The organism is Nodosilinea nodulosa PCC 7104, from assembly GCF_000309385.1.
Classification (GTDB): domain Bacteria; phylum Cyanobacteriota; class Cyanobacteriia; order Phormidesmidales; family Phormidesmidaceae; genus Nodosilinea; species Nodosilinea nodulosa.
Genome location: NZ_JH976537.1, coordinates 4,535,561 through 4,554,809, shown reverse-complemented (window position 1 = coordinate 4,554,809; position 19,249 = coordinate 4,535,561). Strand labels below are relative to the sequence as shown.

The window sequence follows — 19,249 nt, the reverse complement described above, 5'->3', positions numbered from 1 at the left end:
GATGGGTAGATGGGTGGCTGAGCGGCTGGGGTTTAGGCGGCGAGGGATTGGGCGATCGCCCCATGTTGCTCCAGAACTACCGGCAGATCCAGCGTCACTAATCCCTCTGGGTTGAGCACTTCCCTGCCGTGGATGAAGCTGTAGTCGACGCGATCGATCATGCAGAAAATCAGCGCCGCCACCGGGTCGTAGGCGGTGCCTGAGAGGGCGATGCGATCGAGATCAACGGTGACAAAATCCACCGCCATGCCGGGGGCCAGGTGGCCAATGTCGGTGCGGCCCAGCACTTTTGCGCCGCCTCGAGTGGCCAGCTCCAGGGCTTCGCGGGCGGTCAGGGCACCGGCATTTTCTTCGCGCACGCGGGCCATCAGAAACGCCTGGCGGGCTTCGGCCAGCAGGTGGCTGCCGTCGTTGGAGGCCGAGCCATCCACCCCCAGGCCCACGGGCACGTTGTGGTCGAGCAGTTTGCGGATGGGGGCCATGCCGCTGGCCAGGCGCATGTTGCTACAAGGGCAGTGGGCCACCCCGGTGCCCGTCTGGGCAAAACTGTGGATCGCCCTGTCGTCGAGCTTGACGCAGTGGGCGTGCCAGACATCTTCCCCCAGCCAGCCCACCGAGGCGGCGTAGTCGCCGGGGGTAAGGCCAAAGGTGTCGAGGCTGTAGGTGACATCGGAGTTGTTTTCGGCCAGGTGGGTGTGCAGCCGCACGCCGGGGTAAGACCGGGCCAGGGCCGCCGACTCGCGCATCAGGTCGGTGGAGACGCTGAAGGGCGAACAGGGGGCCAGGGTAATGCGCACCATGGCGTAGGGGTCGTTGTCGTGGTACTGCTCGATCAATCGTTGAGAGTCTTTAAGAATATCGGCCTCAGCCTCGACAATAGAGTCGGGGGGAAGGCCGCCTTTGCTCTCGCCCACGCTCATGCTGCCCCGGCTGGCGTGGAACCGCAGCCCCGTCTGCCGCACCGCTTCGATTTCGTCGTCGAGGGTAGCGCCATTGGGGAACAGGTACAGGTGGTCGCTGGCGGTGGTGCAGCCGGAGAGAATTAGCTCGGCGGCGGCGACCTGGGCGCTGACGGCGATCGCCTCGGGGGTGAGCTTTTGCCACAGCGGATAGAGGGAGCTGAGCCACTGAAACAGGGCCGAGTTTTGCGCCCCCGGCACCACGCGGGTGAGGGTTTGGTAGAAGTGGTGGTGGGTGTTGACCAGGCCGGGGAGCACGATGTGGCGATCGCCCAAGTTCAGCACCCGGTCGGCCTCGGCTGGCAGTTCTGCGGTGGTGCCCACCTGCTCGATCACATGGTCGCGAATAAATAGCGCCCCAGAGCGAATCTCGCGCCGCCGATCATCCATAGTGACCAGGGTGTGGATGTTTTTGACCAGGAGAGTCGGCACGGTAAGTTTTCCCCACGAAGCAACGGTTCTACGGGACTATAGCAGGTGGGTCTGAGGCGCTAATGTTTTCCTTTAGCCAAATTTAGGTTGTGAGCAGGAGAAACAGGCTGAGCTGGCTGTGCTGGGGCCGTGAACCCCAGATTTAGCCAGCTTTCGCTACGACAGGCCAATAAACTTGCGGAACAGCTTCACCTTGCCCGCGTAGGGGGGGTAGCGCCAGTCTATGTCCATCCAAAAGGGCTTTTTCAGCACGCTCTTGAGGTTTGAGAAGGTGTCGAAGCTGTACTGGCCGTGGTAGCCGCCAATGCCGCTGCTGCCCACGCCGCCAAAGGGCATGTCCCAGATGGCAAATTGCAGGATGACGTCGTTGATGCACACTGACCCGGCGGTGGTGCGATCGAGCACCTGGGCCTGAACCTGGCGATCGCGCGAAAACAGGTACAGCGCCAGGGGCTTGGGCCGCTGGTTAATGGCCGCGATCGCATCGCCCAGATCGCGATAGGTCAAGATCGGCAGAATTGGGCCAAAGATCTCCTCCTGCATAATTGGGTCATCCCAGCCAATGCCGTCGATCAGGGTGGGGGCAAGGTAGCGATCGCTCCGGTCGTGCTCGCCCCCGGCCAGAATGTTGCCCCGTTCCAGCAGGGCCAGCAGGCGGTCGAACTGGCGATCGTTCACCACCCGAGACAGGTCGGGGCTGGTGGCCGGGTTTTCGCCGTAGCACTCGCGGATTCTGGCCGTCAGGGCTTTTACAAGATCATCTTTAATGCGCTCATCGACCAGCAGGTAGTCGGGGGCGACGCAGGTTTGGCCTGCGTTGAGAAACTTGCCCCACACAATCCGCCGGGCCGTCACGTCCAGATTGATGTCGGCATCGACGATGCAGGGGCTCTTGCCGCCCAGCTCCAGCGTCACCGGGGTGAGGTGCTGAGCCGCCGCCTGCATGACGATTTTCCCCACCCGCTCGCCGCCGGTATAGACAATATGGTCAAACTTTTCGGCCAGCAGCGCCTGGGCGGTTTCAACGCCGCCTTCGACAAGGGCGACATGGGCGGGATCAAAGGTATCGCTGATGAGCTGGGCCAGTACTTTTGAGGTGGTCGGCGCCAGCTCCGAGGGCTTGAGTATGGCGCAGTTGCCCGCTGCGATCGCCCCCATCAGCGGCGACACGATCAGCTGAAAGGGATAGTTCCAGGGGGCCAGAACCAGAACCACCCCCAGGGGTTCGGGCTGCACCCAGGCTGCACCAGGCTGTTGGCTTAGGGGCAGCGATGCCCTGCGCGGCTTTACCCAGCGGGGCAGGTGCTTGATCACGTAGTCCAACTCGCTGACCGCCGCGATTTCAAAATAGCCCTCAAACTCAGGGCGACCCAGGTCTTGCCTGACGGCGTCAATGATCTCAGCCTGATATTTGACGATCGCCGCCCGCAGCGCCTTGAGCTGGGCGAGGCGAAAATCGAGGCTGCGGGTGGCGCCAGTTGCCCAGTAGGCTCGCTGGCGGTACAAGAGATCGGCAACGGGGGCGGGGGCGGCAAGGGTCGTCATGGTTAATCTCTGGAAATAGAGCGGGGCTCGGAGCTAACTCACCTGCCTTATCCTACAAGAGAGCCACCTAAGGATTTGAACGTTTGACCATGCTGACAACCGTCTTTCGCGCCGTCTTTCGCATTGTGTTTGGGGTCGCTCTGGTTATGATGACTCTGCTGGGCGATGCTTACCCCAGCGCTGCTGTTTCTTTGGATGCTAGCCCCATGGGTACACTACCGTTTATTGGCAATCTGACGGCGGGCGATCGCCCCACCAACCTGGGCGTCAAAGAGGGCAAGCTGGCCCCCTGCCCCGACTCCCCCAACTGCGTCGTCAGCCAGGGGAAACCCGATGCGGAGCACGCGATCGCGCCCCTGGCCTACAGCGGCGACCCCGCCGAGGCCATGACTAAGCTGACGGCGGTGGTCAAAGCCATGCCCCGCACCACGATCGTCGAATCGACCGACAACTACCTCTACGCCGAGTTTGCCAGCAAACTGATGGGCTTTGTGGATGATGTTGAGTTTTACCTCGACCCGGCGGAGTCGGTGATTCAGGTGCGATCGGCCTCCCGCCTCGGCAAGTCAGACCTGGGCGTAAACCGCCAGCGAGTCGAAGCCATTCGCCAGGAACTCCAGCCTTAGCCTGGGCGACGGTGGATCTGGGCAGATTAGTGAATATCTGGGCAGGTTAGGAAATAGGACGGTGCGTCCAGGCCTGTTTCAGCAAAAATGGGTTTGCGGTGTGTAGTCTACCTAAATCGTCAGCGTTTAAGGCTATTGGCATGACTCGTTCCCCTGAGCTGCTTCACTCAGACCTGCCCAAAGCTCTGAGCCAACTGCTTCAGACAACGCTGATGGCGGCTCAGGCCAAGCATCCCAGCATTCTGACGGAACCCTGCCGAACGTGGTTGCTAAACGCCTCAACCGAAGCGCAACTCAGCAAATTTTTGGCCCTGCTGGCAAAACAGCCTGACCGTCCCGCGCTGATTAAGGCGGTCGATCGCATTCTCGATCAGATCTTTGTTCCAGCCTTTAAAGGCACTTCGGCCCACGGCAAACTTTTGCAGCGGGTTGAGGCGCTGATGGCGCTGCCTGCCGCTGAGTCGGCTGGGTCTGGCCCAGCGGCAGGCAGCGCCTCGGCAAACCGGCGCTCTGGAGAATACGGCGGTTTCACGAACGCCGCTGGAGCCGGACTTTTGCTGGTTGATGCTGAAAACATGAACCCGCCCGAAACCCTCGAGACGGTCTTGCAGACCGTTGCGCACCACCCGATTCGCTACCGACTGGCCTTTGGCAACTGGCGCAAATTGGGTCGGCGCGACCAGGAGTTTTACCGGCGGGGGTATCAGATGGTGCACGTCCCCTCGGGCAAAAACAGTGCAGATATCAAGATGTCCTTGGATGCTTCGCTCATTTCTCTGCGCAATCCCTCCATTCGGGAGGTTTTCATTTGCTCGACAGATTCAGATCTCTCGCACCTGGGCTACGCGCTGCTCAACCTGGGCATCACTCCCTATCGCGTCAGTTTGCACCACGACCACTTTGCCGTGCTCAATCTGGCCAAGCAAACCCGTCAGGTGTTTCAGCTAGCTCAGTCTGACGACGACGACGCTTTAGAAGCGTCCCATGCAGTCGAGGTCAACCTGCCCACCCTGGCCCAGATACAGCGGTGGCTAAAAATTTTAATTCTCCAAGAACAGCAGGCTAACCCAGGGCAGCCGATTACCCTAAGTCACTTGGGCAAGCTGTTTCGCGATCGCAACCAGATTTCGGTCAGTCAGGCGCTGCAAGCCAACGCCAGCGGCAAAACCTTAAAGCAGTTTTTGTCTGCCCATGCCGCCTTTGAGCTAATTCCCATGGCCGGCAGCAATCAAACTGAGGTGAGATTGAAAGCCCCCGCTCAAGTGCCAGCCAGCGCCGTTCCCCCGCAGCCTGCCCAGGCTCCAGACCAGCCCACCACCGTAGCCAAATCAGAGCCCAGTAAATCAGAGCCCAGTCCCAATCCGATGCCGATTCCTGAGTCGATTTCGGATGTCCCAGCCTTAGAGCAGGCTTTGATCAAGCTGCTGTGGGGCTTGTCCTCCCAGCAGTCGGGCGGGGCGGTGCCGCTGTCGGTGCTGAGTTTGCACTTTGCCCATGTCCACCAAGAGTCGCTTAGCAGCGTGCTCAAGCGCCTTGGAGAACCCAAAGGCCTGCCCAAGTTTTTGCTCAAATGCCGATCGCTGCGTGCCTATAAGCAGGGGCCAGATTGGCAGGTTGCTTTGGCCTGCGTGAGCTAGGCGCCAGCCCTAGTTCTGTGGTCATTGGTGGTCATTGGTTATTATCGGTCGCAATCGTTAAAAATCGCGTTTTCGAGCTGCTGGAGGGCAACCTCCAGGTCATCGTTGACAATTTGCCGATCAAATTCGGGGGCGGCGTCAATTTCGACCAGCGCCCGCTGGAGCCTGCGCTCAATGGCATCGTCGGCATCTTTGCCCCGCAGCCGAATCCGGCTTTCTAGCTCTTCGATGGAGGGCGGCAGCACAAACAGCTGGAGAGCGTTAGGGAAGGTTTCGCGCACCTGGCGGGCACCCTCTAGCTCGATCTCTAAAATGACCCAGTGGCCTGCTTCAATCTCTTTGAGCACTTCAGATTTGGGGGTGCCGTAGAGGTTGCCCGCAAACTCGGCCCACTCTAACAGCTCACCTCGCTCGACCATCGCCAAAAAGGCTTCGCGGCTGACAAAGAAATAGTCCTGGCCGTCGACTTCGCCGGGCCGGGGGGCGCGGGTGGTGGCCGACACCGACAGCTTGAGCATGGGATATCGGTGGCGCAGCGATCGCAGCAGTGTCCCTTTCCCCACCCCACTAGGGCCAGTGAAAACGATTAGGCGACCCAGCCGAGGGGCCGGAAGGTCAGCCGTGGCGTCCAGGCTGAGGGTGTTGACGGGGACAGGAGAGCTGACGGTCATAGCGGCTGTGGTTGTGTACAACAGAGATTCTTATTCTAATTAACCCTCTACGGCTGGAACGATGAAATTCCGCTGATTAACTTAGGATTCACTGAGCTTCGGGGAGATCGAACAGAACGGTAGTCATGTAGCGTTCAGCCCAGTCTGGCCCAAAAGCCTTCTCCAAGACCCGCCGGGTTTTGTCGTTCTTTTGCTGCTGCTCGCAGTAGTGGCGCTGGCCCGCCATCACCCGCTCTTTTTGGGCCGCGATGGCCGGAGTGGCGATCGCCTGCTGGCAGTGCAGCGCCAGGTAGGCGGCAATTAGATCGACAAAGGCGACCTCTTCGTCGAGGCTAGCAGGGCGAATAAACCGGCAGTAGGGCGAAAAAATAGTGCCCCAGCCCGGCAGATCGCGCTCTTCGGCAAAGTGCTGGGCTGGCCATGCGTCTAGAGCCGCGGTGTAGCCCTCGGGCAGAGACCCCGTTACCGGCGAGAGGTCAATGATGGCAGCGCTGATTTGGCCTCGCCCCCCCACCAGATCACAGCCAAACATCGGCAGATCGTACTCGAGGCGGGGAAACATGACGCAGTGAAGAATGTCCAGATTGGCCCCTACCCGAGCCAGCTCCAGGTGCAGCTTGCGAAACTGGGGAGTCTGGTAGCACTGGTTTTCAATGGTGAGCTTTTCACCCTCCAGCCGCCCCTCAATGTAGCCCAAATCCTCCGGCAGGTGGTAAGGCGATAGGTCTAGGTGCTGCTGCCAGGTGGTTTCAATGCGATCGGCCAGCCCCCGAATCATGGGGTGCTGCTGACTGCGGAGAGAGGTTGGAGTTGGGGTTGCCATAACACCCAGAAAAATATAATGAATTTCCAGCATACCAGCCAGGGCGAGAATACTAGAATTTCCTGGAGCTGTAGCCAGGTACAATTTGGCCACAGGATATTCAACCGCGTAGGGTACCGTTGCCGTGAAGCTAACCGATTGGATCAACCTGGCGACATTGGGCATTGCCCTGTTGATTTTGTGGCAGTTTCGCCAGATTGTCTTACTGATTTTTGCTGCGGTGGTGATTACCATTGCCCTCAATAGCCTGGTGCGCTTTTTTTCGCGGGTGTACGGCTGGCCGCGGGAGCGCTCGGTCCTAGTCACCGGAGCTTTAGTACTGCTGGGTGGCGTCATCTTTTTAGGGCTGGTACTTCCCCTGTTCGTCAGCCAGTTCCAAGAGCTGCTGCTGCTGACGCCCAAGGGGTTTGAAAAGCTGGGCGGCTGGTTCGACGCGTTTCAGGCCAGTCCTCCCGAGTGGTTCCCTGAGCAAGATTTGCGCATGTTGCCCGGTCTGCCCGAACTGCTGCGCCAGGCCGCATCGATTGGTTCTACAGTATTTGGCAACTTTTTAGCCTTTTTCTCCAGCTCGGTGGCCATTGTGTTGCAGGTGCTGCTGCTGGTCATCCTGGCGCTGATGATGCTGGCTAATCCCCAGGCCTACCGGCGGCTGCTGCTGAGGCTGTTTCCGTCGAACTATCGCCGCCGCGCTGATGAAATTTTGACCAAGTGCGAAAAGTCGCTGATGTTTTGGCTGGGCGGGGTCGCCCTTAGCTCAATGTTCGTCGCCACGCTGAGCTTCACTGGTCTGGTGCTGCTAGGCGTGCCCTACGCCTTTGCCCACGCAGTACTGGCAGGGCTATTTAACTTTATTCCCAACCTTGGGCCAACGCTGAGCGCTGTATTTCCGGTGTTTGTGGCACTGCTCCAGTCGCCCGGCAAGGCGCTGGCCGTGATTGCGCTGTACGTGCTGATTCAAAACGTCGAGAGCTATTGGTTTTCGCCCATGGTGATGCAGAAGCAGGTGTCTTTGCTGCCTGCCGCTACGCTAATTTCGCAAATCTTTTTTGCTACTTTTCTGGGGCCGCTGGGGCTAATTTTGGCCCTTCCCCTGGCGGTGATTTGCAAAACCTGGGTCGAGGAAGCCTGGATTATTGACGTACTGGATCGGGGGGATAACAGCGTTAGCGGAGACATTGGCTCTGGGGCGGAGGAGCTTGAGCCGGGTTCTGGCCTGCCAGAGCGCACCCTGGTTTCGGAGGACTAATGCGTGGCTCTGTCGATGCCCATAAGGTAATCAGACAGGCAGTACAATCGTTACCAAATGGTGATTTGTCGATACTTTAGCTGGCGGGGAAATGCCACCGAGACCGACTGCCGAGGGCACTAACGCTTGCGCCCGTGGGTGCGAAGCGGCGATCGCATCAAGGTTAAGTAAATCTTTGCTCAATTAAGGTATCAATTGAGACATTCAAGGGGTTATGGTTTATTTTCTAGAGACAGGCAGAAACTCTCTATTTCCATAGGTTTTTCCGTAGACATTGGAGGGAACTACCACTGAGAAGGTGACGTCTCTGCCCCAAAAGCGCACAGAGATATTCAGGCTAGTCTACTAATATATTGATACTATTTACGGCCCTATGCTGAGCGTTATTATTCCAGCCTACAATGCTGAATCAACTCTTTCGGCCCAGTTAGATGCCCTGGCCCAGCAGGAGTTTTCTGGTCCCTGGGAAATTATTGTTGGCGATAACGGGTCTACCGATCGCACGCTGGAGATTGCTCGGCGCTATCAGCAAACCTTACCCAACCTGAAAGTCGTCGATGCTTCGGCTTATCGGGGGGCGGCCTATGCTCGCAATACGGCCTGTGCTCAGGCGAAGGGCGATGCGCTACTGTTCTGTGATGCCGACGATGAGGTGGCGCCGGGCTGGCTAGCGGCTATGGCCTTAGCCCTGGAACAGCACGATCTAGTCTGCGGCTGGCGAGAGATGATTAAGCTCAACAACAGCAATGACTTTTCCCAGGCCCTGGCCAGCATTGAAGGGCATGGATTACTTCATCACCCGTTTCGCCCCTTTGGTTCGGCGAGCAACCTGGCGGTTAAGCGGGTTCACCATGAGGCGGTAGGTGGTTTTGATGGCCAGTTTTTAGCGCTGCAGGATATTGACTACTGCTGGCGCATTCAGGGGTTGGGAATAACGCTGCACGAGGCCAAGGATGCGGTGGTAAATTTTCGCTTTCGGAGCGGTATAAAGTCGAACTTTCGTCGCCTCAAGAAATTTGGCTACTATTCAGCCCAGCTATCCCGTAAACACTGGGCCAATGGCTTCCCCAAAGGGATGCTGTTTAGGTGCTTTTTGTCGCTGCCTTTGGTGCCGGTAAAGTTTGTGGTGCGGGTGCGCGATCGCGACAGTTTCCTTCTTTGGCTGCTCAACCTGGGCTGGAGCCTGGGCTACTGGCACGGCTGGACTGACATTGCCAGAGCAGCGGTAGTGGCCCAGTTTAGCGGCAGCAAGGTCGATCCAAAGCTTTCGGCCAGCTAGCCTGCGGTGAGTCGCGCTAACCCTGATTAACGACCTGCAACTCGTTGGGTTTGGGAGGGGCGATCGCCCCTCCACAGCTTTGGGCCTAGACGTTAGCGATCGGGCTTGGGCCTAGGCGTCATCAAGGGCCGCGATGCCGGGCAGTTCCTTGCCTTCGAGCAGCTCCAGGCTGGCACCGCCGCCGGTAGAAATGTGGCTCATTTTCTCAGCCACGCCGACTTTTTCAACCGCCGCCACCGAGTCGCCGCCGCCAATGATGGTGGTGACGCCGGTATCGGTCAGCTCGGCCAGGGTATGGGCGATCGCCTCGGTACCCGCCGCAAACTTGTCGAACTCAAACACGCCCATGGGGCCGTTCCAGATTACCGACTTGCACTGCTTCAGCGCGTCTTGGAACACCTTGATCGAGTCGGGGCCAATGTCTAGCCCCATCCAGCCGTCGGGAATCGCCTCGACGCTAACGGTCTGGGCATTGGCGTCAGGGGCAAAGTTGTCGGCCAGCACCACATCGGTAGGCAGCAGCAGGTCAACCCCCTTTTCCTTGGCCTTGGCTTCGAGAGATTTAGCCAGCTCCAGCTTGTCTTCTTCCACCAGCGACTTGCCCACGTTGAGGCCTCGCGCCTTGTAGAAGGTGAAGATCATGCCGCCGCCGATCAGCAGCTTGTCGACTTTGTCGAGCAGGGTCTCGATCACGCCGATTTTGCTGGAAACCTTAGAGCCACCGATGATAGCGGCCAGGGGGCGCTGGGGATTTTCGATCGCCGCCTGGAGGTACTGAAGCTCTTTCTCAATCAGGTAGCCCGCCACCGAGGGGCTGAGGTACTTAGTCACCCCCTCAGTCGAAGCGTGGGCGCGGTGGGCGGTGCCAAAGGCGTCGTTCACGTAGAGGTCGGCGTTGGCGGCCAGCGCCTTAGCAAACTCGGGGTCGTTGGCCTCTTCACCCGCGTAGAAGCGCACGTTTTCCAGCAGTGCCACCTGGCCGTTTTCCATCCCGCCCACGGCGGCGGCAACCTCGTCACCGATGCAGTCGTCACACTTGATCACCTCCTGGCCCAGCAGTTCGCTGAGGCGCTTGGCTACCGGGGTAAGGCGCATGCTCTCGACCACCTGGGCCTTGGGGCGGCCAAAGTGGCTGGCCAGAATGACCTTGGCCCCTTTGCCGGTGAGGTCTTGGATGGTGGGCAGGGCGGCCCGAATCCGGGTGTCGTCGGTAATGGCACCCTGGTCATCGAGGGGAACGTTGAAGTCGGCCCGCACCAGGACCCGCTTACCCGAAAGGTCGGCTGCTGACAGGCTCGCCACCGATTTTTTAGTCACTGTAATATACCTCCTAAAACGGTTTAAGACTTTGGATTTATTACGTTATGCAGCGCGTGGATAGCAGCGGCCCCAACCTTGACTAAGGTAGATTTGAGGGGCAGAGCAACCCGACTGGGGCACTGTGTCTGTCGTAATATTTACCTATTGCCGCCCTCATTTTACCGGAGTGTGAGTTCCCTTCGATACGCCATGTTCAAGACGGTTTTATTTCCCATCGATATGAGTTCTGAGGCGCAGCAGGCGGCTCCCAAGGTGGCAGAACTGGTCAGAACCCACCAGAGTCGGCTCATTTTGCTGTCGGTGGTTGAGCCGAACGCCGCCGCAGCCCCTCAGCCCGCCGGACAGTCATCACCGGAGGCGGTGGCCCAGCTGTTGGGCAAAGCTAAAGCGCTATTTTCTGCTCAGTCGATCGAGGCCGAGGTGGTGGAGCGCGAGGGTCAGCCCGCCTTTGTCATCTGTGACGTGGCCGACGAACTCAATGCCGATTTAATCGCGATGGGCTGTCGCGGCGTAGGTTTGATTGAAGACGTGCAGAACGAGAGTGTGACCATGCGGGTGATTAACCTGTCGCCTTGCCCGGTGTTGATTATTCCGTAGGGGCGTGGGGGCGTGGATGGATAGGTGGGTGGATGGGTGGGTGAGAGCAGCATCCATAGAGAGGCAGAGTACAGGAACAGCGCGGAGACTGGAAATGGCCCAGTTCTCGCTGCTGATATTAGAAAAATTTTCCTAGCCCCAGCTCCTGGCGGACGATCGCGAGCGGCTTTTCCCAGTTGAGTTCGGGTGGGTAGGCGATCGCAGCCCGGCCCTTTACCCCCATGCGTAACCCTCGCCACAGCGCTCTGAGCAAGGGCACCGTCCACAGCGGATTGGTTAAGCTCAGGGGCACAAACGACAGCACGAACACGTTGAGCAAATCGCGGTACTGCACCAGGGTGTAGGCGGCCACCCCAAACTCACCAATGGGCGAGGCATCGAACCCGGTGTAGATGTGGTAGATATCGTGACTGATGGCCATCCGTTGATTTAGCCAGTGGTCATCCCGATCGGTGACAAACGTTTCGGGATCAAACCCCTGGGCCACCATGTGGCGGGCGTAGGCTCCACCCAGGGTGTTGGGCGGCAGCTGCATCAGGACCGAGAGATCGACCGAAATGGTGCGATCGCTGAGGTGCCGCGCCTGCCGCGCCAGTCGTCGCTCGACCAGGCGCTGCCATTGGGTGTCGCGACCCGCCGCAATAATATGCAGAATTCCGGCAGCAGGATCGCTCAAAAAGGTGCGGTAGGCCGCTCCCAGGGAGGGCCAGTGCAGACCCACCAACGGGTTGCCTGAGCCACGGTGGCGCTTGATTGGCTGAATTTGGGTTGTCATAACAGGTTCTCCAAGACGAGAGGATATGAGAGGACTGGGGTGAGAGAACTGGGCTTAGTTGACCAACTTCGGTGGGGCGATTCTGGCTCAGGGCGCTGGTCCAGCGTCTGGAGCTGCCATAATGAAAGTGCAACTGAGTGAATATGCAATTATTTGCATCTGAATACATCCTATATGCACTCTTGCGCATAGTCAATGAATTGTATATGCAAATTTGTGAATTGGTTCTATGGCGCTTTCCCACGCAATTTTGTCGGCCCTCAGCGATCGCCCCTGCAGCGGCTACGACTTGGCCAAGCAGTTCGATGGCTCGGTCGGTTTCTTCTGGCACGCCAGCCACCAGCAGATCTACCGCGAGCTAACCAAGCTAGAGCAGCAGGGGCTGGTCGCCGCCGAAGCCGTCGCCCAGGCGGGCAAGCCCGATAAAAAGATCTACCGCGTTACCGAAACTGGCAAAACTGTTCTAAAAGAGTGGATAGCGCAACCCTCGAAATGCACTGCCACCAAAGACGACCTGCTGGTCAAGCTGTTTGTGGGCCATCTGGTGCCGCCCGCAACAATTCGGGCTACCCTTGAGCACGAACGCACCCAGCATGTGGCGGCGCTGGAGGCTTACCGAGACATTGAGCAGACATACTTTGCCCACCCCGATGCCATGCCCCTGGCGGCCCAGTTTCAGTACTTCACCCTGCGCAACGGCATTCACTTCGAAACTAGCTGGCTGGCCTGGTGCGATGAAACCCTGGCTACGCTCAAAACCCTGCCCGCCGATGCGGCGTCTCCCTAGGCAAAACCAGGCGAAGGCATCCATCCCTAACCCCGACCCGTAAAACGGCCTGGCTGGCGAACTTCCTGAGCAACGTATAGCTGTGACCAGTCTGGTTAAGACATGTCTCCTATGAACTGAACGATCAAAACGTTTGAACGTTCATAGAGTTTCTGGATGTCTTAACTAACGTGACGAAGGCTATATTTATCGCCAGCTTTGCCCAGCTTTACTGTGGAGTTTCTTGAACTAATGCATTGCTGTGCGTTGGCCTGATCCTCGCCTTTTAGCGTTATGCACCCTACGATTGCTAAAGAGCCTTACCACCACCCCTCCACCCGCCCACTCATCCACCCGCCCACCCCTCACCCACCACCCCATGCCCACCCCCGAAATCCAGTGGTACCCCGGCCATATCGCCAAGGCAGAAAAAGCCCTGGTCGATCAGCTCAACCGGGTAGATGTGGTGCTGGAAGTGCGCGATGCCCGCATTCCGGTCTCGACACGGCACCCTAAAGTCGATACCTGGGTGGGCGAAAAACCTCGGGTGCTGGTGCTGAACCGGGTCGACATGATTTCAGCCGAGGCGCGCACGGCCTGGGAGAGCTGGTTTCGCCAGCAGGGGGAGGTGCCCTATTTCACCGATGGCCAGCAGGGCAAGGGGGTAAAGGCGATCGCAAAAGCCGCCCAAACCGCAGGGGAGGCCGTCAACCAGCGCCGCCTGGCTCGGGGCATGAAGCCTCGTCCAGTTCGCGCCGTGGTGATTGGGTTCCCTAACGTAGGAAAGTCGGCGTTGATCAACCGACTGCTCAACCGCAAGGTGGTTGCCAGCGCCAGGCGGGCGGGCATTACCCGTCAGCTGCGGTGGGTTCGGCTCTCGGGGGATCTAGACCTGCTCGATGCCCCAGGGGTAATTCCGTCCCGGATGGATGATCAGGACGCTGCGCTAAAACTCGCCATCTGTGACGACATTGGCGAGGCCTCCTACGATACCCAGCGCACGGCGGCCGCGTTTTTGGATCTGCTCAAAGGCCTACAGCAGGCCGACTCTCCCGACGATTATCAAGCTAGTCTGCAAGCCCGCTACGGCCTGACCCTGGACAATCGCACTGGGGAAGACTTTGTGGCTGAGGTGGCGGCCCAAAAATTTCAGGACAATACCGAACGCACGGCTAAGCGCCTTCTCAACGACTTTCGTACCGGGCTGCTGGGCCAGTGGGTGCTGGAATGGCCCTCAGCTTAGGAGATAGGCTGTTGTTAAGCTTCGGTGTGGTTTCTCGTTTAGCTGGTGCTGGTCGGGCGAGAACAGCTGCTCAAGTGGTGGGTTAGCGATCGCAGATTCTAGGAGCAAAAAGGGTAGCCTTAGCTTAAAGAAGCTGGTTCGGAGGTTATCTTACGGATGTCGATTACGCTACTAGAACAGGCTAAAGCCGGTGATGCGGCTGCGATCGCCGCGCTGATGAACCAGGCCTTACAGCCCCAGGGCATTTCTGTGCGCTGCGATCGCCAAGACGACTGCCTTCAGCTGTGGCTGACAGGCGATCGCCTTCCCCCCCAAACGGCCATCGTTGACTATGTGCGCCGGGGTATTGATCGACTTCAGACAGAGGGGGTCAACGCCCTGCAAATTTATGCAGACCAGGCAGAACACCAGGAACCCGGTTGGGGAGTAGAAGTGGCCTTAAACACGGTCACCGCTGAGGTTAAACCACTGCCCCGGGGGAATACCCCCCTCCCTGAGCCTGAGCCGCCAGTGGCAGAGGCCGCCCCTGGCGATTGTGCTGAGTCTTCAGCGCCGTCGGCAGCGCCAGGAACCCCTGCCTATGCCTATGCCCTGCTCGGCCTAGCGCCCGACGACTCGCTGCAAAAGGTCGAGGGCACCTACTTCAAGCTCAAGGCCCTGGCTCTCCGGGAGGGCGATCGCGCCAAAGTAGAAGACCTGAAGCAGGCGTTCTACCAGCTAAAAGAGTACATTGAGCACCCCCCAGCTAAAGCCGAAGCGGCACCTGCCGCAGGACCCTCTCCTACGGCCTGTCAAGACGACCAGCTCAGCCCAGTCGAGCAGATCGAAGCGCGCCTAAAGCGGCGGGGAATTGCCGCCAAGGTAGAGGTTCAGGATAGCCAGCTCCACATCTCCTGGCTGGCGGTGCGGGTGATTAACCCCGAAGACGCCGCCGGCGAGGTGCGGGCGCTGCTAACCCATCAAAACCTGGCTGCCATGGGGTTGGATGCCGTCAAGGCCCTGGTTATCTCTGGCCTAAATCGCGATCGAGCGGTGGTTTGGCAGCAGACATTTCCTTTAGCCAAGCGCTAGGCTAAAGCGCTATTGCCAGCACAACCGCTGCCTCCGCAGCTGACCTATAACAAAGCGGCAGAAGAATAATCATCCTCTGCCACTGCGATTTAATTCAGTTGTTGTGGACGATTTACCAGCGAGAAAATTCTCGGTTGCCGCCATCTCTGCCGCCGCCGCCGCCGAAGTTGCCGCGGGAGCCACCGCCGCCGGGCCGCTTTTCCTTGGGACGAGCTTTGTTAACCCGCAGCTCGCGCCCCATCCACTCGGCCCCGTCGAGGGCTTCAATGGCGGCGTCTTCGTCGGCTTCCTTTTCCATTTCAACGAAGGCAAAGCCGCGAGGACGGCCAGTTTCGCGATCGGTGGGTACCGTTACTCGGCTAACGGCTCCGTACTCGGAGAAGACTTCGGTGATGTCTCCTTCCGTAGCATTGTAGGCGAGGTTTCCTACATAAATCGACATGGCACAACTCCAATTTAGACATGTAATTGTAGACAAGTTCGATTCGGAGTGGTACACACCGATTACCCGAAAACTGAGATCAGACTGTGATTAACCAGCCTACCGAAAGCAAAACATGTTACCCGCTTACTTTAGCATAAGGCTTCTGAAGATTAATGCTTCTGTAACACTGCGCCTGCGGCCTCTGTAGCCTTTGCCCTCGGGGCTTTTCATAAGTTTTGTAACACTGAATCGGGAGGGGTTATCCACGCTTCCCTAACGTCTGCCATAGAACGAAACTTCGACATCGGCGCACCATCCGGCCGCCAGGTTTTCGTACAAGAATACGCGCTCTACTCGGTAGTACACGCCATCTCTAAAAACGCAGTCGCCAATGCGCGGAATAATGGGGTAGGTGGCAAACCACAGGGCGTCTTTGATCGGGGCCTTGGGGCTGTTGCTGCTGCTGGCGGCCAGGTAAAAGACCTGCACCTTAAACCCCCGACCAGAGCTGGCGGGAGTAGAGAGGGGGCTTTCGCTGGGTTTGCCGCTTTTGCCGGTCGGTTTTTTCGTGGCCACGGGGCTGGCGCCACAGGATTGGCGGGGTGGGGTACAGGGGCATTGAAGCGCTGGTGCACCTGTAGTCTACCAAGACTATTGGCCTACCCATAGCCGGCTGGGACCAGCGGCTTGGATAGGCCTATGGGAGGGGCTGAATAATGAAGAAACTTTGATGTTCTGGTTCAGGGTTTATGGCAACCCTGAACCGTCTTAACCCAATCGTTTGCCTGAGCGGCTTAGCTGTTGCCCCGGCGCTTGAGGGCGGCGACCATCTGCTGTCGCACGGCACTGGCCCACTGATCAAACTCCACATCGGGGCGAACCGCTTTGTTTAGGGTGGCTCCGCGCCCCTGGGTATTTCTGTCCTGCGTCATGGTCATGTCCTCTACGGCGTTTTTTCTCCTTACCCGTCTATTATTCCCTGAAGCGATCGCTCTAAGCTATGCCCTTAGGTAGTGATCTCATTACTTAGAGGTAGAGAGAATCCCTCATTTGGTTACATAACGGCTTGTGGGGGCGAAGAGAGTATTAAAAGCCATAGCTCGGGGGTGGATAGAAGGCAGAATGACTCTAGCTAAAACCGCGAAATTGCTGTTATTGTTGCTCTTTCCCTATGCGCCCCATTCGCACGTTTAACGTTACGCCTGCCCTGCCCCAGCGGCTAGAGGCACTGCGCACCCTGGCCTACAACCTCCACTGGGACTGGGATGTGGAGATGGTAGACCTGTTTCGGCGGCTGGACGCGGATCTGTGGGAGTCGAGCCGCTACAACCCGGTGCTGATGCTGGGGACCATTAGCCAGGCGCGGCTGAATGAGATTGCTGAAGATGAAGGGTTTCTGGCCCAGATGGATCGGGCGGCCCAGCGGCTGGAGGACTATCTGCGCGATCGCACCTGGTACAAAAAGCACCGCAAGGCCGCTGTACCCGGCGAGTGCTACGCCTACTTTTCAATGGAGTTTGGCCTCACCACCTGCATGCCGGTGTACTCGGGCGGTCTGGGAGTGCTGGCTGGCGATCACCTCAAGTCGGCCAGCGACCTGGGGTTGCCCCTGGTGGCGGTAGGGCTGCTCTATCAGGAGGGCTACTTTGCCCAGTACCTCAACGCCGACGGCTGGCAGCAGGAGCGCTACCCCATCAACGACTTTTACAATATGCCCCTGCACCTGGAGCGCGACGGCGCGGGGAACGAGCTGCGCATCGAAGTGGAGTACCCCGGTCGGGTGGTCTACGCGCGGATCTGGCGGGTGCAGGTGGGCACGGTGCCCCTGTACCTGCTCGACACCAACATTGAGCCCAATAACCAGTACGACCAGGACATCTGCGATCGCCTCTACGGCGGCGACATCGACATGCGCATTCACCAGGAGGTGATGCTGGGCATTGGCGGCATTCGCATGCTCAAGGCCCTGGGGCTGGCCCCTACCGCGTACCACATGAACGAGGGCCACTCCGCCTTTATGGCCCTGGAGCGGATGCGGGTGCTGATGGAGGAAGAGGGGCTGAGCTTTACCGAAGCCCTGCAAGTGGCCCAGGCCAGCCAGATGTTTACGACCCACACCCCGGTCCCCGCCGGAATTGACCTGTTTCCGCCCGACAAGGTGCTGCACTACCTGGGCCACTACCGCGAGCGGTTTGGCCTGGGGGATGCGGAGTTTTTGGCCCTGGGCCGCACCGATACGGGGGACTTTTCGGCCCCTTTTAGCATGGCGGTGCTGGCGATTAAGACGGCGACGTTTATCAACGGCGTCAGCCAGCTGCACGCCGAGGTTTCCCGCGCTATGTTTGGCGATCTGTGGACCGGGCTGCCCGAGAGCGAGGTGCCCATCTGCGCCATCACCAACGGGGTGCACGCCCGCAGCTGCGTGGCCCGCTCGACCCAGGCCCTCTACGATCGCTACCTTGGCCCCAACTGGGCTTCGGCTAGCCCCGGCGCAGCGCTGTGGAAGCGGGTGCAGGCCATCCCCGACGACGAGCTGTGGCGCAACCATGAGCAGTGCCGATCGCACCTGGTGGTGACCGTGCGCGATCGCCTGGCCAAGAGCCTGGTCGATCGCGGCGGCTCGGCCCGCGAGCTGAGCGCAGCCCAGGAATGCCTCGACCCGTTTGTGCTCACCATTGGCTTTGCCCGCCGCTTTGCCACCTACAAACGGGCCACCCTGTTCTTATACGACCTGGAGCGCATTCGCAAGATTATCAACGGCCAGGGGGACGTCAATGGCCCAGGGCTCCGGGTGCAGTTTGTGATCGCCGGCAAGGCCCACCCCAAAGACATTCCCGGCAAAGAGCTGATTCGCAGCATCATTCACTTTACCCGCGACGAAGGGCTGAGCGGGTCTATCGTGTTTGTGCCCAACTACGACATCCACGTGGCCCGCGATATGGTGTCGGGCTGCGACGTGTGGCTCAACACCCCGCGTCGCCCCCGCGAGGCCAGCGGCACCAGCGGCATGAAGGCGGCCATGAACGGCCTACCCAACCTCAGCGTGCTCGACGGCTGGTGGGATGAGGCCGACTACATTCGCACCGGCTGGCCCATCGGCCACGGCGAAGACTACGACGACCCCGACTACCAGGACGACGTGGAGGCCAACGCCCTCTACGACATTCTGGAAAAAGAGGTGGTGCCGCTGTTCTACGATCGCGACAAAGACGAAATTCCCCGCGGCTGGGTGGCCAAAATGAAGCAGGCCATCTACCTCAATACGCCCCAGTTCAACACCGCCCGCATGGTCAAAGACTACGCCAGCCAGGGATATTTTGCCGCCAGCGATCGCGCCCATGCTCTCTCTACGGGCCACTACGGCCCCGGCAAAGAGCTGGCCGCCTGGCAAACCCGCATTACCGACCACTGGTACGAGGTGCGCTTCGAGGAAGTCGCCATTTCCGACACCGCTGATCTCCAGGTAAACCAACCCTTTAAGGTCACCGCCGCCATCCGGCTCGGTGCCCTCACCCCCGACGACGTGCTGGTCGAGCTTTACCAGGGCACAGTTTCGGTGGATGGCGAAATTCACTCGGGGGCCGCGACGACCATGGCCTACCAGGGCCAAGATGACAGCGGCAGAAGCTTCTACGCCCTGGAGATGGAGTACACCGCCAGCGGCTTGCAGGGCCTATCGCTGCGGATTTTGCCCACCCATCAATACCTCAACAGCCCCTACGACCCCAAACTGGTGCTCTGGGCCGACCCAGCCGCCGTCAACGTGGTGACTGGGGTGACGGCACCAATTTAGGCCGGTTCCCAGGTCGCCGGGCTGAGACTGACGCCCCGGCGG

Annotated in this window: 18 protein-coding genes; 9 read left to right on the top strand and 9 right to left on the bottom strand. The window is 59.2% G+C overall.

What is annotated here, in order from left to right; all coding sequences use genetic code 11:
• Positions 1-32: 32 nt before the first annotated feature.
• The gene (locus LEPTO7104_RS0121175) at positions 33-1,391 is read right to left on the bottom strand and encodes an 8-oxoguanine deaminase (protein ID WP_017300597.1); all 1,359 of its coding nucleotides are present in this window, start codon (positions 1,389-1,391) and stop codon (positions 33-35) included.
• Positions 1,392-1,547: 156 nt separating this feature from the next.
• Positions 1,548-2,936, bottom strand: a complete 1,389-nt coding sequence (locus tag LEPTO7104_RS0121170) for an aldehyde dehydrogenase (protein WP_017300596.1) — start codon at positions 2,934-2,936, stop codon at positions 1,548-1,550.
• 89 nt (positions 2,937-3,025) lie between these two features.
• Between LEPTO7104_RS0121170 and LEPTO7104_RS0121165 the strand changes: the two genes are divergently transcribed.
• Positions 3,026-3,562, top strand: coding sequence for a DUF1499 domain-containing protein (locus LEPTO7104_RS0121165; protein WP_017300595.1), 537 nt, complete (start codon positions 3,026-3,028; stop codon positions 3,560-3,562).
• A 140-nt stretch (positions 3,563-3,702) separates the two neighbouring features.
• Positions 3,703-5,199, top strand: coding sequence for an NYN domain-containing protein (locus LEPTO7104_RS0121160; RefSeq protein WP_017300594.1), 1,497 nt, complete (start codon positions 3,703-3,705; stop codon positions 5,197-5,199).
• 41 nt (positions 5,200-5,240) lie between these two features.
• Here the strand turns inward: LEPTO7104_RS0121160 and gmk are convergent, their stop codons facing one another.
• Together gmk and LEPTO7104_RS0121150 are read right to left on the bottom strand one after the other, a co-directional pair.
• Positions 5,241-5,870 carry a guanylate kinase gene (gene gmk, locus LEPTO7104_RS0121155; protein WP_017300593.1) on the bottom strand — a complete coding sequence of 210 codons (630 nt, stop codon included), beginning with the start codon at positions 5,868-5,870 and terminating at the stop codon, positions 5,241-5,243.
• Between the two features lie 88 nt (positions 5,871-5,958).
• Positions 5,959-6,693, bottom strand: coding sequence for a phycocyanobilin:ferredoxin oxidoreductase (locus tag LEPTO7104_RS0121150; protein ID WP_026072920.1), 735 nt, complete (start codon positions 6,691-6,693; stop codon positions 5,959-5,961).
• Positions 6,694-6,817: 124 nt separating this feature from the next.
• On the opposite strand from LEPTO7104_RS0121150, the gene LEPTO7104_RS0121145 reads away from it, so the two are divergent.
• Together LEPTO7104_RS0121145 and LEPTO7104_RS34750 are read left to right on the top strand one after the other, a co-directional pair.
• Positions 6,818-7,939: an AI-2E family transporter gene (locus tag LEPTO7104_RS0121145; protein ID WP_017300591.1), complete on the top strand. Its 1,122-nt coding sequence runs from the start codon at positions 6,818-6,820 to the stop codon at positions 7,937-7,939.
• Between the two features lie 373 nt (positions 7,940-8,312).
• Positions 8,313-9,218 carry a glycosyltransferase family 2 protein gene (locus LEPTO7104_RS34750; protein WP_017300590.1) on the top strand — a complete coding sequence of 302 codons (906 nt, stop codon included), beginning with the start codon at positions 8,313-8,315 and terminating at the stop codon, positions 9,216-9,218.
• 111 nt (positions 9,219-9,329) lie between these two features.
• Here LEPTO7104_RS34750 and LEPTO7104_RS0121135 read toward each other — a convergent pair whose 3' ends face one another.
• Positions 9,330-10,535: a phosphoglycerate kinase gene (locus tag LEPTO7104_RS0121135; protein ID WP_017300589.1), complete on the bottom strand. Its 1,206-nt coding sequence runs from the start codon at positions 10,533-10,535 to the stop codon at positions 9,330-9,332.
• A 192-nt stretch (positions 10,536-10,727) separates the two neighbouring features.
• Here LEPTO7104_RS0121135 and LEPTO7104_RS0121130 point away from each other — a divergent pair, with 192 nt between their 5' ends.
• The gene (locus LEPTO7104_RS0121130; protein WP_017300588.1) at positions 10,728-11,135 is read left to right on the top strand and encodes a universal stress protein; all 408 of its coding nucleotides are present in this window, start codon (positions 10,728-10,730) and stop codon (positions 11,133-11,135) included.
• Positions 11,136-11,253: 118 nt separating this feature from the next.
• On the opposite strand, the gene LEPTO7104_RS0121125 is transcribed toward LEPTO7104_RS0121130, so the two are convergent.
• Positions 11,254-11,910, bottom strand: a complete 657-nt coding sequence (locus tag LEPTO7104_RS0121125; RefSeq protein WP_017300587.1) for a Coq4 family protein — start codon at positions 11,908-11,910, stop codon at positions 11,254-11,256.
• A 229-nt stretch (positions 11,911-12,139) separates the two neighbouring features.
• Here LEPTO7104_RS0121125 and LEPTO7104_RS0121120 point away from each other — a divergent pair, with 229 nt between their 5' ends.
• The 3 genes from LEPTO7104_RS0121120 (at position 12,140) to LEPTO7104_RS0121110 (ending at position 14,990) form a co-directional block, all read left to right on the top strand.
• Positions 12,140-12,697, top strand: a complete 558-nt coding sequence (locus LEPTO7104_RS0121120; protein WP_017300586.1) for a PadR family transcriptional regulator — start codon at positions 12,140-12,142, stop codon at positions 12,695-12,697.
• Positions 12,698-13,055: 358 nt separating this feature from the next.
• Positions 13,056-13,919, top strand: coding sequence for a ribosome biogenesis GTPase YlqF (ylqF, locus tag LEPTO7104_RS0121115; RefSeq protein WP_026072919.1), 864 nt, complete (start codon positions 13,056-13,058; stop codon positions 13,917-13,919).
• Positions 13,920-14,075: 156 nt separating this feature from the next.
• Positions 14,076-14,990 carry a hypothetical protein gene (locus tag LEPTO7104_RS0121110; RefSeq protein WP_017300584.1) on the top strand — a complete coding sequence of 305 codons (915 nt, stop codon included), beginning with the start codon at positions 14,076-14,078 and terminating at the stop codon, positions 14,988-14,990.
• A 112-nt stretch (positions 14,991-15,102) separates the two neighbouring features.
• Here the strand turns inward: LEPTO7104_RS0121110 and LEPTO7104_RS0121105 are convergent, their stop codons facing one another.
• From LEPTO7104_RS0121105 to LEPTO7104_RS40315, 3 genes are all read right to left on the bottom strand, one after another.
• The gene (locus LEPTO7104_RS0121105; RefSeq protein WP_017300583.1) at positions 15,103-15,432 is read right to left on the bottom strand and encodes an RNA recognition motif domain-containing protein; all 330 of its coding nucleotides are present in this window, start codon (positions 15,430-15,432) and stop codon (positions 15,103-15,105) included.
• Between the two features lie 255 nt (positions 15,433-15,687).
• Positions 15,688-15,990 carry a hypothetical protein gene (locus LEPTO7104_RS0121100; RefSeq protein ID WP_017300582.1) on the bottom strand — a complete coding sequence of 101 codons (303 nt, stop codon included), beginning with the start codon at positions 15,988-15,990 and terminating at the stop codon, positions 15,688-15,690.
• A gap of 218 nt (positions 15,991-16,208) precedes the next feature.
• Positions 16,209-16,346, bottom strand: coding sequence for a hypothetical protein (locus LEPTO7104_RS40315; protein WP_155523722.1), 138 nt, complete (start codon positions 16,344-16,346; stop codon positions 16,209-16,211).
• A 239-nt stretch (positions 16,347-16,585) separates the two neighbouring features.
• Here LEPTO7104_RS40315 and glgP point away from each other — a divergent pair, with 239 nt between their 5' ends.
• Positions 16,586-19,207, top strand: a complete 2,622-nt coding sequence (gene glgP / locus LEPTO7104_RS0121090; protein WP_017300580.1) for an alpha-glucan family phosphorylase — start codon at positions 16,586-16,588, stop codon at positions 19,205-19,207.
• Positions 19,208-19,249 lie beyond the last annotated feature (42 nt).